The sequence below is a fragment of the Spirosoma sp. KNUC1025 genome, from assembly GCF_045160025.1.
GTDB lineage: Bacteria > Bacteroidota > Bacteroidia > Cytophagales > Spirosomataceae > Spirosoma.
Window position 1 is genome coordinate 5,799,714 of the sequence record NZ_CP087139.1, and the last position, 16,557, is coordinate 5,816,270.

The following is a 16,557-nucleotide window of genomic DNA, read 5'->3' on the forward strand; positions in this document are numbered from 1 at the left end:
GATTGAATGATTGAATAGGCTGACGCACATTTTATTCACTCATTCAATCACTCGATTATTCACTCATTCACAACATGGAAGAATCCCTTTATAACTTTTACAATCTGTTTGTAAACAGCAGCCTGCTGGAAGATCTGTATCAGGAAGAACTGCTGTCGCCCCTAACCTGGACAGCCATTGGCATTGCCTTCGTGGTGGCGTTTGCCTTCTACATCTGGCCGTTCAACCGGGTCAGCTTCAGCGGTATGAGCCACTGGTTGATGATGACCGGTATTAGTTCGCTGGTGTTGTTCATCATTACGTTGGTGACCTGTTATCAGAAAGCGAACCAGGAAATCCCGCGCGACGAAGCCGATGCCGACCAGGGGAATCTGTTCGATCAAGGCATCAGCGTATTCCTGAGTTATGCTTTTGAGATGGCGCTGCTGACGGCCTTAATCTTCTTTCTCATCTCGATGGTGATGAAAAATTTCAGTAAAAACGCAAAACACCGGCCAATGCTCTGGCCATCAAAATAAAGTCATTGGGCCTTGGTCATTTGTCATTGGTTTTGCTTTCAGCATCAATGACGAATGACCAAGGACTAACCACAAATGACTACTGACTAACTTATGGCTAAACTATTTGTCTTCGCTATTGGCGGAACGGGCTCAAGGGTACTGAAAGCGCTGACGTTTTTACTGGCGTCGGGCGTGAAACTCAACAATACGGATGAGGTTATTCCGATTGTGCTGGACCCTCATGCTACAAATGATGATCTCCTGCGGACTAAAGATTTGCTACGTGAGTACGGCAACATTCGCGCGGGGCTTTCCACCAAACCAACGTCGGGTTTTTTCGGTACCGAAATCAAAACCCTGAATCGGTCCATCGGTGGAAATGCGACCATTGCCGATACGTATGTATTTGAACTACAGGGCGTACAGCAGGAAAAATTCCGCGATTATATCAATTACGAAGGGCTCGACGCTCCCGCCAAAGCCTTTGCCAGCCTGCTATTTTCAGACGAAAATCTGGAGACAAAAATGGACATTGGCTTTGTGGGTAATCCTAACATTGGCAGTACGGTACTGAATCAGTTCCGATATTCCGATGTGTTTCAGGCGTTTGCTGAAAATTTCGGCGCTAACGACCGGATCTTTATTATCAGCTCAATTTTTGGTGGTACGGGCGCGGCCGGATTTCCGATTCTGCTCAAAAACATACGGGGAGCGCAGGCGATCGGACAAATTCCGAATCCGGCTTTTCTGACGAACGCCAAAATCGGTGCCGTTACGGTAATGCCTTATTTCAGCCTGACCACCAATGAGAACAAACTGATTGATCCGGCCTCGTTCATTGCCAAAACCAAAGCGGCTCTGAATTATTACCAGAAGGGTGTTAATCCCTCAGTCAATGCGCTGTATTACATAGGTGACGACCAGACCAAAGCCTATACTTACGACCCCGGTGCAGGCGGACAGAAAAACGAAGCCCATTTTGTGGAGCTTGCATCGGCTCTCGCTATCGTTGATTTTATGAGTATCGATGATAGCAGCCTGGCCGTAACGAATGGTTGGCCAGCAAGCCCGGTCTACAAAGAGTTTGGCATCGAGCAGGATGGCATCAGCGTACAGTTGGGCAACCTGGCGGCTGCAACGAAGCAGGTGATCAGTCTGCCACTATCAAAGATGGCCTTGTTCAGTACGTACCTGAGCCAGCGGGTACGGCAGGCGGCCGGTACGGTGCAGTGGGCAAAAGCAAACCCGCAGATTTCGACCTCCTTCCTGAATTCGTCGTTTTTCAACAGCGTCAAAAACTTCGATACGGCGTTCCGGCAATGGCTCAGCGAAATGCGGGAAAACAAGCGGTCTTTCGAACCCTTTTTGCTTGATGCGGCTAATCTGGGCCATACCGTTCGTGGCTTTGAACCCAAAAAGAAAAGCCTCTTTGGTGGCGAGTCGGACGTAAAGCTGGACATTGTCGACGACTTCGACCAGATACTCAACAAAACTGCTGAGGGCAAAGCCTACGGCAGTGAAGCCGACAAATTCATCCAGTTATTTTCAGAAGGCACCGATCGGTTCGTAAAAGAAAAACTACCGAAGGTGATGGATTATTAAAGAGATTATGCCAACAACATTCAGCTTACATAACCCCACCCCTGGCCTGCACTGGTACGTTAGCAAGCCCCTCGGTACGGATCAGATTGCGGCCATTCGCGACCCGCAGGGTGGTCAGACCGTTAAGCAGCCGACGTCTATTCCGAGCCCGTTTGCCCGCATGGACTTAGTGCGGTCGGCTTTCCTGAATCTTGCCCTTCGCCCCGATCTCAACGGTACGGTCAACGATCAGCGTATCGTGTCCGACGCGCTCGACGTGGGCGAACTGTTTTTCAATTACGATAAACTAAAGACCTACGTAACCATTACGCCTTTCGATATTCGGACGGACCTTGACCGGTTGCGGCAGTCGACCAATATCGGGCATAAACGGCTGGCTGATGCGCTGAAATTGTTTCTGGATCAGGATGCAGCCGAGTACAATTTCAATGCTCTGCAACGGCTCTTTGTGCTTAATTACCGGGGGCGTGTTGTGGGCGGTACGTCGCCAAAAACGCTGTTTTTCAGTTCGGGCAATGATCTGAGCTGGGTTGATGTATCAATGGGTAACGACCGGCTGTTCGATACGTCGGTTTGTCCGTTGCACCAGCGCGATATCGAGTATCAGAAATTCTGGTATGCGCTGAAGCTATTTATGCCCAATTTCCGCGACCGTTTCCGCGAAGTTGACGATTACCTGAACCGAAGCCGGGCGTTGTTGCAGCAACAGAACCCTACCCTGTTCTACGAACATATTGAGTCGCACAATGGGCAGCCGCTGCTGACGCGCGAGAAATTCGATCAGGATTTTGAAGAGCTTACCACGGGGCCGGGTGATATTGTGGAAGTGCTGGGCTTTCCGCTCCGCAAGAAGAAATCCGATTCGCGTGCCATTAGTCAGGTCAGTGATTTCATCATCAAGTCCGACAAATTTGCCCGGCTGAATCCGAACCTGCCGCGGCCAATGGCGCTGCAAAACCGCTTTTTCCGGCAGTTTACCTACGTACCACAAACGCAATGGAACTCAAACACGACTGTTCCTTATTTCGCCCGCGAATCCTGGCGCGATAACCAGCGTCCGCTTCCGGGTCAACCGGGCAATTACCCCTGGCTAACCGTGAGTGACTTTCTGGAGCCGTACCTCATTCGCCTGCCGTTTCCAACAGATCGGGGCCGTTTTTTCGATGGCAACCTGCAAACCTCGGCGACGGACAAAGGCTTTCTGCTGCCGCTCAAAAAAGACTTCTTTGACTTTTTCGACGTCGACGATTTGCTGGCGGGCCGGGTTCGGCTGAAAATGGTACCGCAAGGTGGGGGTATCAACGTAACGCTCGACATTCCGGTAACGGCTCCGAATCAGCCGGGTAATCAGTTCGTTACGTTCGAGCGGTTGTACAGCCCAACTGTGGGCAATTCGACGGCTCCCAACGAGGCTACAAACGAAGGCATTATTGTCGAAAATTCGTTTACCGTCAATATTTACCCGTTTGTCCGCTCAGGATCGGTTACGGTACCTGCCGACTATCGGGTTGAGTTGATCGAATCGGGTTTCGACAGTCAGAATCAATACCAGCTTACGTATTACAAGCAACAGGACAACGCTGAAGCAACGCCCGAATCGATTCACCTGCGTACCGTCCGGCAGCAGAACACCGACGGTTCCAGCGTGTATTACGTAATGCGGGAAGAGTTCGATTACCTACAGACTCATATCAAGGGCGACGGTCGCGACATGAATGGCGTACTGATTCCGCGTTGGCAACTGTACAACGGCGGCAGTAAGCAGTTTTCGTTTTCGGTCGATTTTGGCACGACCAACACGCACATTGAATACAGCGTTGATGGCGGTGCCCCCCGCCCATTCGATGTGGCCGAATTAAGTCCGCAAGTGGCAACGCTGGTAGCTCCCGCCCAATACAATGCGGCTTTATTTGAACTCTTCGTGCTCTACGATCTGGAGTTTGTTCCACCGACCATCGGCCCCGGCAAGCCCGACAATTTCCCGACGCGGACGGCTATTGCGGAACCCATGAACCTGAGTTTCAATCAGCAGACGCAGGCCCTGGCGGATTTCAACATTCCGTTCTACGTAGAGCGCCAACCGGCAGGTTCTAACCGGATTACGACCAACCTGAAATGGGCCAAAACCAGCGACCAGACCGAACGACGTGTAGAGGCTTTCCTGGAAGAATTGCTGATGCTGATTAAGAACAAGGTGTTGACTGAGGGCGGAAATCTGTCGCAGACAACGGTATACTGGTTCTTCCCGGCCAGCATGACGCCCGGTCGGGTAAGCCAGCTCCGCGCCGACTGGCAACAACTTTATGATCGCTACATTGGCGGATCGGCCGGGCGATTGCGTGAGGTTTCGGAATCGGTAGCGCCTTTCTATTATTACAAGCAAAACCCAACGCTGAGCGCATCGGCCCGGCCCGTTATCAATATCGACATTGGCGGAGGTACCTCAGATGTAGTCGTGTACGAACGGAACGAACCAAGGTTGCTGACGTCGTTCCGATTTGCGGGCAACGCTATTTACGGTGATGCGTTTAGTGAATATGGCGCAGCCAGTCACAACGGCTTTGTTCGCAAATATGCCGATCGAATCCAGACGTTGCTGGAAAGCCAGAGCCTCGGTAACCTGAGCGATAACAATCGCCGGATTCTGGATACTAATCGTTCGGAGGACATTATGGCATTCTGGTTCTCCATCGAGAAAAGCAACGATGTGAAAGCCAAAAGCATGCTCTCATTCAACGGAATGCTGGCAAAAGACGAAGATCTGAAAGTAGTTTTCGTGCTGTTTTACACGGCTCTGCTCTACCACATCGCTCGCCTGATGAAACACCGTGGTATTGCGCTACCGGGTGCCATTACGTTCAGTGGTACGGGTTCCAAATTACTGACAATCATCAGCTCCGACGATCAGATGTTGGGGAAACTAGCCCGACTCATTTTCGAAAAAGTATACGACCGAACCTACGATGCCAGCGGTCTGACGTTGTTTTACGAACGCAAAGGCCCGAAGGAAGTAACCTGCAAAGGGGCTCTGATGCAGCCGTCCAATAGCCGTCCGGTTGATACCGAAGCCATCAGCTACGTGTACCCAGCTACGTTCAACGACGAGTTCCCAACGCTGACCTACGCCGACCTGCGTAAGCCCGAAATTATTGACTCGCTGCTGAAGGAAACCAATGAGTTCATTGATTTCTTTTTTGCGATCAATCAGCAATTCAGCTTTGTCCGGAATCTGAACGTATCAGCCCGGTCGCTGGTGGTGGCACAGCAGGAGTTACGGACTCATCTGGATACGTCGCTGATGGATGGCATTCAGCGGAAAGAAAGCGACGTAGCGGCTGAGTATAGCGGAATGACGGATGCCCTCGGCGCACCCATCGAGGAGACGCTGTTTTTCTATCCGCTTATCGGCGCAATCAATAAACTGGCTAATGCACTGGCATAGTGTATTATCGGGCCTAAAGCCTGACTGTTAAAACGAAGTGTTGTCAGACGTGAGAATCTGACAGCACATAAACAGAGACACTATTTTATGCGAACAATATTCCCCTTCTTAACCCTGGTCAGCCTTGTTACGTCGTCTGTCGTTACGTTCGCCCAGAATGCCAATCAGGCGGCTGTTGACACGCTGACGAAAGACGTAGCCATCGCTGTTTTTTCAAACATCAATCAACCGAAAGCGCAGGAAATCCATACGCAGCTGCTTCTCTGTGGAGACGGTTGTGATCCACAACAAGTTATTCGGGGCGTTGGCAGCTGGGATCAGGTTGGCGCGAAAATGCAGGAATTGAGCGAGTTGAAAAATACGCAGAAATTTCAGTTAATGTCGCCCGGTGAAGCCAATGCCAGCATTCGAAAACAGCTGACGAGGTTTTACACAGCCCATAAAGCTGAAAAACCCTATAGCGTACCGCTGAGCCCTGCCGTTCAGGCGCAGATTCTGGCTAAAATTGACGGACTCCTCCCGCCCGACGAAGTGCAGGAAGGCGGCACAACAGCAGCCGGTTCGCCGACTGCTACCCAGCCCGTTAGCGATGAAGAAAGCGACGTCTCAGCCACGGCACTTCAGATCAGCCAGTTGGAAAGTCAGGTAAAAAACGAACAGGAAAAACAATTCTGGATGATACTTGCAGGTTTAATTGCAGGATTGCTGGGCGGAGCCGCAGCGGTTTATTTTCTTCTTTATAAAGAAACAAAGGCAGAAGCGGATCGTCTGCGTACCGAGAATTTACAACTGAGCCGGTCGCTGGATACAGCCCGACGGAACAAACCTGCCAACGTACCCCGTCAGCCGCAGGACGCCGATCAGCAAAAGGCTAAAGCGTACGACGTACTAAGGGGTGAATTAGGGGCTAATGTTGACCCGCTGGAGGCTATTCGGCAACTGAAGCAGCAACCGCCTGCACAAAGCCCGGAAGCAAATCCCGGCATACGCTCGGGGCAACCTGTTATCGAGCCAGAGTCTACACTCGAATCGGCACTGGTTCAGCATCAATCACCACCTACGCCAGTACTACCCGTTCCTGAACCGGCCCTGGCACCCGCCCGATCGGAGGTGTTTTATTTTCCACCACCCGACCCAAACGGTCAGTTCGACATTGCGCAGAAATCCGATACGCTCTCGCCCGAATCGGCGTATCGGTTTAGTGTTAGCGCCGACAATCCTTCAATTGCTTCGTTCCGGTTCGAGGCCGATCCGGGGCGCGTCGCCCGGTTTCTGACGTACCGCAATTACATGATCGAACCGGCCTGCGAAAGTGAAAACAGTTATACAAGCGTCCATACACGTATCGCCATGCGCCGGGATGGTCAGGCCGTCTTCGAGAATGGCATTTGGCGCGTAAAAACAAAAGCGCTGATTCGGTACGAATAACGACTAGTACGTTATGTTTCAATCCGGTACGCTGAAAGCCACACAGAAAATGATACGATTTTTGATCATACCCCTGCTAGTGAGCAGCCTGATTTATCTGTCAGGCTGCTCTGGCTGCTCGCGGTCGGGTAGTCATCAGCCCAAAAAACCGAAACGAAACACGGCGGATCAGACCGCCAATGACGCGCCCCGTACGCCTTCCGAACTTCCCAAGCCGACCCTGAAACAGATCGGATCAGGTCCTACCGAAGTAGCGATGGAGAAAGACCGTGGGGTTTACAAAGTGCCCGTCACAGTCAATGGTGTTCCTATGAAATTCATTCTGGATACCGGCGCCAGCCTGATCTCCATTTCGGCTACCGAAGCTGAATTTATGTACAAACAGGGGGCTATTACCGAAGCGGATATAATTGGTCAGTCGAAGTTTCAGGATGCGAATGGGGATATTTCGCCGGGTGACATCATTCGGCTTAAATCCGTGCAGATAGGTGACCGCGTACTCGAAAATGTGTCAGCCAACGTAGTGCGCAGTACGAAAGCTCCTTTGCTGCTTGGGCAGTCAGCTTTATCGCAGTTCGGTAAAATTTCGGTGGATTATCGACGTAATATTGTGACGTTCGACTGAACTTTGGTGTTTACCCGGTGAAGCAGCCGCCAAAGAATCCCAGTACACCTCCCTATGACAGAAACCGAATTGATCGACCGACTGCGTGAAGCCATTGTTCTCGATGGCCCCGATGCCTGGCGGACGAACGGCTATCTACAGGACGCTCAGCAGGCTGGTCTATCGCTGACCGATGCGTTAAAACGGGCCAATGAAGTTAGTCAGGAAGTTAGTAACAATGCTATTTTATTTCAAAACATACGCGCCCGCATTGCCCGGCTGGCTCAACCTTCGCGTGCGCACCTGATCGATCAGGACTTAAACCAGATTGTTAATGCGGCTAGTTCGTTAAAGCTTTCCCCGATTTTGTTAAACATACGTGGGTTCCGGCCGTATTGAAGCAGATTCAGCCACCGGTTGCGCCGGCAAAGCCGGAGCCGCCCGCGACACCGCCAGCCGAAGAAGTCGCTTCGCCAGCCAAATCGGAAGTGTTCGAGAAACTTATAGTATCAGAGCCTGAGCCACCCAAAGCCAACGTAACGCCTACGGAAACACCTGTTCCGGAATGGGTTATTCCAAAGCCTCCAACGCCCCCTGCAATAGATATACCGGCAGTTGCATCGACCGCTCCAGCTCCTCCACTCCCCGAGAAACCACCCATTGTTCGGTCTTTTACGGCTACGCCCGCCCGCGTGCGTAAAGGGCAGCCCGTTACGCTTGAATGGGAAGTTGAAAACCTGCTGGCTGTTACCATCGACGATCTGGGCGAAGGTCTGTCGCCGAAGAATCGGGGTTGGGTAAAACCGTCAAAAAGCACGGATTATTCCTTGTTTGACGCAAACAATAATCCGCTGAGTACCGTGCGGGTAGAGGTAATAAAGCCCGACCGTAGTGGTATTTATGGCGTATTGTTTGCGCTTGCGTTGCTCGCCATTATTTACTGGTTCATCAGAAGCAGCAACAGCCGGGATACTGCACCCAAACCCAAGCCGAAAACGGAGAAAACCTCTAGCCGAAAATTATCGAACGTTAGCCAGCAGCAACCGGATACGCCTGTAGAGGAAACAGCGACCGACACACCCGAGGAATCGGATTCAGAACCTGTCGCTACCGTAACGGACATACTCAAAAACGAGGATACACAGGCTCCGCCCCCTGCTGAAGAGCCAATTGCCCGCACAGAGCCTGAAACCAAACCAGCCAGCCCCGCCGATGCCCGTATCGGTAAATATGAGGAAGCGTTTGGCGATAAGCCGTACGATAAAGTAGAACTGGGAGCCGATGAAATGGGTTGGCGACGCGCCCGCGCCAAGGGTCGCTGGGGTTATGTCAATCAAAACGATGAGTGGGTCATTCAGCCGGAATTTGAAGCGATAACCCCTTTTCGCGGCAATACAGCATCGGTATTTCTGAACGGCCAGCTAATGACCATCAATCGATCGGGTGAGCAGGTGAGAAACTAGTCATTTCGCTTATAGCCCTACTGTTACGATCAGTTTCTGAAAAGCCGTCCAATAGCCTGAACTGGTAAAGCCGATACCATTGCCCGGTAATATGCGAAACAAATACGGACTGCTGCGAACTTCCTGTTCGTTAATGTAAAAATGAAGGTATTCGCCCCGGCGTTTGATGGTTAGTCGATTTCGATTTTTATCAACCGGCACACCGGGTCTGAAATAAGCCCCCGGCATGTAATCGGCAAACGTTTCGCCATTGGCAACCCGCTTGATGGATACGTCGCCCCGCCCATTGGTAGTGAACGCGCAAAAATTAAGCGAATCTTTTACGCCAAACAGGATTCCTCCCGTCGGCACTTTCCCCGAATCTGCCAGCACATCCACCTTGATCGTAAATACCTCCGCCCGGTTCAGGTTGATATCCTGCGGTAAAGCAACCGAGCTAAACGCGGCTTTTTGCGTATAAACATTACGTTTGCGAATGCTATAGGACCCTCGGCCAATCTGATAGCGATAGTCGCCTATGTTCCCCGCCCTCCAGTAATTACGATTCGTGACGAAATCGCCGGTAAACGCCGGTCGAAAATCAGTTGTCGCAGTGGGTACGGGAATGTTTGCCCGGCGCACCGACGCAGCCTGAGTTGCTGGCTTGAGCACCACTTTTTCCCAGGCACTGGACGCAGAGTAAACTAATGCTCCGGGAGAAGTTTGGGGCGCCTGAGCCATACTGTTGAGCGAGATGATTGCCAGCAGACCAACGATTGGAACGTAACGAAAAAACGGGTTAATCATTCGGATACGTAATGAGTAAGTGTATGGATCAGATACAGTTGATTCTGTTAAAACGAATACCGAAGAACGGCTGTTGGTTGGCCGCCCTGCATGCCCGGACGTAACGAAAACGACTGCAATCTGGCCGACCCTTTCAGGATGCGGTTGTTGCGCAGCCCCCGAATGAACGTCAGGATCACATCGGCTGCAGCGATCGCAACCGCTCCCCGAGTAGCCAGCCAGTAGGCATGATGGTGGTTATTGGCCGACTGGTAATACGGTTCGGCGTCGGTATTATTTTTTTGCTGTTCGTAAATCGCATACTCATCAATCGATTTCTGCCGCTCCGTTAGCCCATACGCTATCAGGCCGTAACAGCTCACCAACACTAACGGTCGAAAGCCTATTTTAGGACGCGGCATCTGAACAAAAATATTACCCATTCCCGGTGCTACTGCCGATAACAGCGCCCAGGCAGGTCCGACGTAACGAGTAGTGCGAAACGAAACAGAATCTGACGGAAGGGCCGGGTTAGCCAACGGCTCAGTACGTTGCGCTGACAGCGGTGTTGATGTGGCTACGGCAGTCTCTTTGGGTTTGGTATCCGCCACCGGAGTCGTTGCGCCCGGCGTACCGGTTAGCGATGGCGGTTGATACACGTTTGCAAGCGGGCTCGTTTTCACAAAAACCGTGGCCCGAATGTCTTCATTCAGGGGATACCCATTTGCTACCGCATCCCACACGATACGTCGGTTAGAGCCAGGTGTTACGCGTTTGCCGATATCACCCCGAATAAATTCAGGCAAAATGCGCACCTCACCCCGTACCCGACTTTCCATACCGACATAAATCGAGTCGCCCGGCCGGGCTTCAACCAGGTCGTACCAGATTTGGATCTGGGATGAATCGATAACCTGAAGCCGAACGTTACGGACGCGCTCCTGCCCCCGACCCGGTAATGCCAGCAACAGACCTAAATACAAAGCAAGAAATAAACGCATAACCAGAGTTTAATTATGAACGGTGATCTGTCGGGTGGCCGTGAATTTGTCGTCGCACTTGTTGCCGAGTACCAGCGAGACTGTGTACGTACCGGGTTTCTCATAACTGTACGTTACGCGGTTTCCAACCCGGCCATTTCCCTTTCCGTCACCGGGGTCCCAGCCAATCGCGCCAATGTCGCCCTGCGGATTATCCAGAAAAAACGTAACATCCAGTGTTCCGGCTGTATACCCAATACCTGCCGATGGTTTAGCACAGGTTGGGAAGGTCTTCTTCTCCAGATCAAACGGTTCGCAGGCTATAGCGACCAGCCATATACTCAGGCAGAGACAGCGTTTTAGCATAGTGTATGAATCAGATACAAGCAAAGTAAGCAATAGTTTCGGAATGAAGAGTCACCTCACTTTACCTCCAGCAGCCGACCATAAGGCTCGCTCTCGGCCACTACGTTGTTTTGAGCATCCAGTACCTGCAAAACGGCCTTATACAAACCTGGCGGTATTGTAGCAGGCAACGTAATTGACTCATCGGGGTCCCAGCCTCTATTCACGTTGAAGGGAACCACTGTACCATAATACGATTCCTGCCCCGAAAGAGTCGTAAGTTTTAACGTAGCGTTCTGGAAAACACCGGTAAGTACCTGTTGTTTCAGGCTGGACGAAAAAGCCACTCTGACGCCCCGCTTAACCGAAACCGGAGCCACCAGCGAGCAGGGAGCAGCCTCATCGCCAATAATTCCAATGACGGGCCGGTTCTGCCCCTCTGCCGCTACGTTGACCCGTAAACAATAGGAATAGGGAAACCGGATATCGTTCTGCCAGACTCGCATTACGTATTGACCAAGACTCAACGTAGCGGGAATAGGCACCTGAAGCTGGCGACCGTATCGATTGAACCCGACGCCCGACAGTGGATATACGTTGCTTTTTCCATCGACCAGCTCCAGCCTGACCTCGCCCGCAAACAGATTGTATCCGTCGATGGTGAGCGTATTTCCGGCAGCTACTCGATAGCCAAAGTTGATTTTCGGATACGCCAGATAACTGGCAAATTCATAGTCAAAATCGGGCGTTCCCGGACTAACGACAACGGCTTGGGGAACCTTCAGTTTAGTGCCGTCGTCCAGTATGAGATCAACGTGGTAGCTGCCGGGCATAAGTTTTTCATCGAACAGATAAATGCTCAACGTATTGGCATACGCTCCGTACTTAATTCGGAACTGATCGGAAGGTGACAATGAAAACGCTGAATCGCGTTTGATTACTAGTTCTTCGCCTGTCTTGTCGTACGTGAACCGGGCCTGACGGGGCAGTCTGTTTCCGTATAGATACCGCATCGGTATATCCAGATAACTACCATTACTGTTTCGGATGACGTAGGGTAAAGGCGTAGATGAAGCCCCGACCGCTAAGGGTGCTGCGGAAATCAGTTTGACGCGATAATCGATTATAGCCGAATTCGACACATCACTTTTGGCTTTCAGATAAATGTGAAAACAGGAGTCACAGCCAAATAAGCTACTACTTCTGGCAACCGTCATTTTATTGGCCCATTCTGCATTGTCTGTTAGCTCAAGGGTAATGTCGATGTCATTCGGAACCGACTCCGGCATACGTACCGAGACGGTTTTCGCCGACTGATCAATCGAAATATTCTGCTGCGGAATCCCCGAAAACGTAACGGATTTTAGCTGAGGTGTACTGTTGGCAAACGGATCGGGTTCTGGTGACGATTGTCGGCAGGTCAACACAAATCCCGCCATAAAAAGCAGATAAATCAGCCTACAGAAACGGTTCATAGCAGAATAAATTGATGGCTTTTTACAGACTTTTGTTACATACCCAGAACGTGTACATAATCCCGTCAACCACGAATTGTCGGTGGGGCGACGGCAATCTATTTATCAGAAATCAATATTTTTTGTAAATTTAACTAGTCGGACAGAAAGACGTACGTATTTGTTACGTTAGTTCCCGAACGTAGTCTATACGCTTTACGCCTATTTACCAACTCTCCACATACCCGCTTACTTATGCGCTGGTCTGCCAAAACCAAAGATGAACTAGTGGCCGAAATCCAACGGCTTCACCATGAACGCGATGGCGGTGCTCCCTCGGACGTACTGCATGCTTTCGACGTTCGCCAGACGGTTGATCAACTGAATCTGGTTGGTCTAACTATTGAACGCGACGGAACCTTAAAACATATTAATCCATATACCTACCGGGTTACGGCCTGGCAGCCAACCGATATCATCGGGAAAAACTTTTTCAATACGCTTATTCCAGCTACCGACCGATCCAAACTCCGAAACGAGTTTGAGGAAGCGCTGGCGAAAGGAGGATTTTCAGAACAGCGGGAAATCAATCTGCTGACCCGCAGTGGTGCGTTACGTAGTGTTCAGCTTAACTCCGTGATTGTAAACGGCGGAGACGGACACATTACGTCGTTTACGGTTATTGGCGAAGACGTAACGAACAAACGGCGCGTAGCCTCCGCCCTGTCGAACACCAATGCTCAGTTGCAGGATTTAGTGGACAATACGTCCGATCTGATCCAGCTTCTGACGCTCGATGGCAAGTTTATTTTCGTGAACCGGGCCTGGCGGGAAGCGTTGGGCTATAGCTCAGACGAGATTTCAGCCCTGAACATCCGGGACGTACTGCACCCCGATTATGCCGACAGTACGCTGGGCATGCTCAAACGGATTCAGGAAGGCGACAAGCTCCCGTATATCGAAACGGTTTTTCGCGCCAAGAATGGAAAAACGCTCTTTCTGTCCGGAAGTGTCAGCTGTCGATTTGATAATGGCCGACCGACGGCTTTCCGCTGTATCATGCATGATACAACGGGTCGAATCCGGGCCGAAAAATCGCAGAAGCTCTATTACAGCATTGCCAACTGGACCATCAACACGCCGAACCTGGCCGAACTCTATCACAAAATTCATGAGGAGTTAGGCAACATTATCGAGGCCCGAAATTTCTTTATAGCGCTCTACGATTCCAGCAAAACGTACCTGTCTTTTCCGTACTACGTTGATGAGTACTTTGGCAGTACGATGCGATTTACCAAACGGAAACTGGGGAATGGTATTATCGAGTACACGATTCGGGCCAATAAACCTTTGTTTCTATACGAAAAGGATATCCGTCAACTGGCCGACCAGCACCACATCGATTTATACGGGTTGCGCCAGCCCGAAGTCATGCTGACGGCTCCGCTACGGGTTGGGGATGAGATTACGGGCATAATTGGGGTTAAATCCTACGATGATGCCCAGACCTATGGCCCGCGTGATCTGGAACTGCTCGAATTCATTTCGGGTCAGGTGGCGCTGGCCATTGCCCGGAAACAGTCGGAAGCACGTCTGGACAAGCAAAACGCACGTCTGAACGCTATTTTCGACAGTAGTACGTATCTGATCTGGTCGGTCAATAAAGCCCTCCAGCTTACGTCGTTCAATAAAAACTATGCGCGCCTGATCGAGTACCAGCTGGATGAAACTCCTTCCATTCATGCGAATGCACCCGATCTTGGCTGGCGCATCATCGGTGCCGAAAACCGGAAAAAGCTGGAAGAAAAATATCGGCAGGCTTTTCGGGGGCATCCGCAGAACTTCGAACTATATTTTGAAACACCCCGGGAGAAACCTACCTCGAGTTTCACCTGAATCCAATCCTGCTGGCCGGTGGGGTTATTGACGAAGTCTCGGGCATTGCCCGCGACATCACCAACCGCCGACGCGCGGAAATTGCCACCCGGCAAAGCGAAGAAAAATTCAGGGGTATTTTCGAAAACCTCCAGGATATCTACGCACGCGTCGACCGGAAAGGACGTATCACCATGATTAGCCCTTCGGTATTCAAGCGGATGGGCTATACGCCTGATGAAGTGCTGGGGCATGAAATCACCCAGTTTTTTATTGACAAAAGTGCCATTCGCCGGGCCATGTTTAAGGTTGGCCGGAACCGCAGCTTACGGAATTTTGAGGCCAGTATGCGTCGGAAAGATGGAAGCGAGCGCCAGTACATGTTCAACATGCTGATGCTGAACGACGATCCGAGCAGTGGTTCGGTGGTGGCGGTGCTGGCCCGCGATATTACGGAACTGAAACGCCAGTCGGCCGAGCTGGAGAAAGCGAAAGATGAAGCCGAACGGTCGCTGAAGGTGAAGGAGCAGTTTCTGGCCAACATGAGCCACGAAATACGCACGCCGATGAACGGAATCATCGGCATGATCGACCTGCTGAACGATACGCAGCTGGACGACGAGCAACGTAGCTACGTTCGGACGGTCAAACGCTCATCAGAAACCCTGCTCAACATCCTGAACGATATTCTGGATCTTTCCAAAATTGAAGCCGGGAAGATGGTGCTGCACGAATCGCCCGTAGCGTTTAAGGAAATATTCGAGAAACTGATCGCGCTCTTCGGCCAGCAGGCGAATTCAAAAAACAACAGCCTGACGTATCACCTGGCTCCTGACTTGCCAACGTTCGTTATTGCCGACCAGACACGCCTGCTGCAAATTCTGTCGAACATGACCTCGAATGCCATTAAGTTCACCGAAAACGGCAGCATTCAGGTGGAAGTATCGCTGATTAGCAAGCGGGGCAAATTCAACCGGATTCGCGTCGCGGTGAAAGATTCGGGAATCGGAATTTCTCCTCAAAATATTAATCTGCTGTTCAACTCGTTCAGTCAGGTCGATACGTCGTCGCGGAAATCCTTTGGCGGTACGGGCCTCGGACTGGCTATCTCCAAAGAGCTGGCGCATTTGATGAAAGGTGAGGTAGGCGTCGAATCGACCGTTGGCATGGGTAGTACGTTCTGGTTTACCATCGAGCTTAAAGAAACGGCAATCAGCCCAACGCAGCAAACCACCGAAGTTGCGGAAATAGCACTGGCTAACTTCTTTAATACGTATCATCCAAACGTTTTGCTGGTTGATGACAATGCCGTTAACCGGAAAGTGGCCAGCGAAATTCTACGGAAAGCGGGCTGTATAGTCACCACTGCCGACAGTGGACCGGCGGCAATTGAGATTGTTACAGCGAAAACGGCTGAAAACCGGGAGGCTGGCAAGGATAAGTCGATTCCGGCTTTCGACGTTATCTTCATGGATATTCAAATGCCGGACATGGACGGCGTGGAAACGACCCGCAATCTGCGCGAAAAATTTGGGAAGGAGCTGCCGACGATTGTTGCCATGACCGCTTATTCCATGCGTGAAGACCGTGAACGGTTCATCAGTCAGGGACTTGACGATTATATTGCCAAGCCGATACGTGCCCAGAGTTTGATTGCCAAAGTGAAAGAAATTTCGGATGCCAATCAGGTGAAACAGGCTCCTCCGGTGAAGAATGTTCCGAAACCTGTTGTGCCCGCCCCTGAATCCAGTTTACCCATTATTGACGAAGAGATCGTTGGACAACTACGTGATATAGGCGGTCAGGAACTGGTCGACAGCATCATGGAAGAGTTCGTAACGGAAGCGTCGGAGTTGGTCAGTGGCGCATCATCGGCCTACGCCCTTGGCGACATTCCAACCGTCAAAAGCCACCTGCACACGCTGAAAGGAAGCGCCGGAACAATTGGCGTGGCCCGCGTAGCCGACATTGCCCGAACTGCCGAAGGCAAATTGAAGGTTAACGATACCAGTGGTTTGTCGGAAGCCTTACAGGCATTGGAAAAGTCATTTAATGAATTTCTGGCGGAGCATGCACGTACTCAGGTGAATTAAATGCAT

At 51.2% G+C, this 16,557-nt stretch carries 11 protein-coding genes and 1 pseudogene; 8 read left to right on the forward strand and 4 right to left on the reverse strand.

Going from position 1 to position 16,557, the window contains the following annotated elements; genetic code table 11:
* Positions 1–74 precede the first annotated feature (74 nt).
* From LN737_RS25375 to LN737_RS25405, 7 genes are all read left to right on the forward strand, one after another.
* Positions 75–518 carry a hypothetical protein gene (locus tag LN737_RS25375; RefSeq protein ID WP_405513190.1) on the forward strand — a complete coding sequence of 148 codons (444 nt, stop codon included), beginning with the start codon at positions 75–77 and terminating at the stop codon, positions 516–518.
* Positions 519–611: 93 nt separating this feature from the next.
* Complete coding sequence (locus LN737_RS25380; RefSeq protein ID WP_405513192.1) at positions 612–2,102, forward strand: hypothetical protein; 1,491 nt, start codon at positions 612–614, stop codon at positions 2,100–2,102.
* Between the two features lie 7 nt (positions 2,103–2,109).
* The gene (locus LN737_RS25385) at positions 2,110–5,544 is read left to right on the forward strand and encodes a hypothetical protein (protein ID WP_405513193.1); all 3,435 of its coding nucleotides are present in this window, start codon (positions 2,110–2,112) and stop codon (positions 5,542–5,544) included.
* A gap of 87 nt (positions 5,545–5,631) precedes the next feature.
* On the forward strand, positions 5,632–6,972 hold the full coding sequence (locus LN737_RS25390) for a hypothetical protein (protein WP_405513195.1): 1,341 nt from the start codon (positions 5,632–5,634) through the stop codon (positions 6,970–6,972).
* Positions 6,973–6,985: 13 nt separating this feature from the next.
* Positions 6,986–7,597, forward strand: a complete 612-nt coding sequence (locus tag LN737_RS25395) for a TIGR02281 family clan AA aspartic protease (RefSeq protein WP_405513197.1) — start codon at positions 6,986–6,988, stop codon at positions 7,595–7,597.
* 54 nt (positions 7,598–7,651) lie between these two features.
* Positions 7,652–7,975 (forward strand): hypothetical protein, encoded by a 324-nt coding sequence (locus tag LN737_RS25400; RefSeq protein ID WP_405513199.1) that lies wholly within the window; start codon positions 7,652–7,654, stop codon positions 7,973–7,975.
* On the forward strand, positions 7,972–9,039 hold the full coding sequence (locus LN737_RS25405; protein WP_405513201.1) for a WG repeat-containing protein: 1,068 nt from the start codon (positions 7,972–7,974) through the stop codon (positions 9,037–9,039). Before LN737_RS25400 ends, LN737_RS25405 begins: the two co-directional genes overlap by 4 nt.
* 9 nt (positions 9,040–9,048) lie before the next feature.
* Here the strand turns inward: LN737_RS25405 and LN737_RS25410 are convergent, their stop codons facing one another.
* The 4 genes from LN737_RS25410 to LN737_RS25425 are packed head-to-tail and all read right to left on the reverse strand — an operon-like array spanning position 9,049 to position 12,604.
* Positions 9,049–9,825 carry a hypothetical protein gene (locus LN737_RS25410; RefSeq protein WP_405513202.1) on the reverse strand — a complete coding sequence of 259 codons (777 nt, stop codon included), beginning with the start codon at positions 9,823–9,825 and terminating at the stop codon, positions 9,049–9,051.
* 47 nt (positions 9,826–9,872) lie between these two features.
* Complete coding sequence (locus tag LN737_RS25415; RefSeq protein ID WP_405513204.1) at positions 9,873–10,805, reverse strand: hypothetical protein; 933 nt, start codon at positions 10,803–10,805, stop codon at positions 9,873–9,875.
* 9 nt (positions 10,806–10,814) lie between these two features.
* Positions 10,815–11,150: a PKD domain-containing protein gene (locus tag LN737_RS25420; protein ID WP_405513206.1), complete on the reverse strand. Its 336-nt coding sequence runs from the start codon at positions 11,148–11,150 to the stop codon at positions 10,815–10,817.
* 56 nt (positions 11,151–11,206) lie between these two features.
* Positions 11,207–12,604: a hypothetical protein gene (locus LN737_RS25425; protein ID WP_405513208.1), complete on the reverse strand. Its 1,398-nt coding sequence runs from the start codon at positions 12,602–12,604 to the stop codon at positions 11,207–11,209.
* Positions 12,605–12,838: 234 nt separating this feature from the next.
* Between LN737_RS25425 and LN737_RS25430 the strand changes: the two are divergent.
* Positions 12,839–16,551, forward strand: a pseudogene (locus LN737_RS25430) (PAS domain S-box protein).
* Positions 16,552–16,557: the final 6 nt, after the last annotated feature.

Excerpts from the sequence above, each read along its gene's own strand:
- LN737_RS25375 (WP_405513190.1), top strand. The coding sequence starts at position 75 with ATGGAAGAATCCCTTTATAACTTTTACAATCTGTTTGTAAACAGCAGC.
- LN737_RS25380 (WP_405513192.1), top strand. The coding sequence starts at position 612 with ATGGCTAAACTATTTGTCTTCGCTATTGGCGGAACGGGCTCAAGGGTA.
- LN737_RS25385 (WP_405513193.1), top strand. The coding sequence starts at position 2,110 with ATGCCAACAACATTCAGCTTACATAACCCCACCCCTGGCCTGCACTGG.
- LN737_RS25390 (WP_405513195.1), top strand. The coding sequence starts at position 5,632 with ATGCGAACAATATTCCCCTTCTTAACCCTGGTCAGCCTTGTTACGTCG.
- LN737_RS25395 (WP_405513197.1), top strand. The coding sequence starts at position 6,986 with ATGTTTCAATCCGGTACGCTGAAAGCCACACAGAAAATGATACGATTT.
- LN737_RS25400 (WP_405513199.1), top strand. The coding sequence starts at position 7,652 with ATGACAGAAACCGAATTGATCGACCGACTGCGTGAAGCCATTGTTCTC.
- LN737_RS25410 (WP_405513202.1), bottom strand. The coding sequence starts at position 9,825 with ATGATTAACCCGTTTTTTCGTTACGTTCCAATCGTTGGTCTGCTGGCA.
- LN737_RS25415 (WP_405513204.1), bottom strand. The coding sequence starts at position 10,805 with ATGCGTTTATTTCTTGCTTTGTATTTAGGTCTGTTGCTGGCATTACCG.
- LN737_RS25420 (WP_405513206.1), bottom strand. The coding sequence starts at position 11,150 with ATGCTAAAACGCTGTCTCTGCCTGAGTATATGGCTGGTCGCTATAGCC.
- LN737_RS25425 (WP_405513208.1), bottom strand. The coding sequence starts at position 12,604 with ATGAACCGTTTCTGTAGGCTGATTTATCTGCTTTTTATGGCGGGATTT.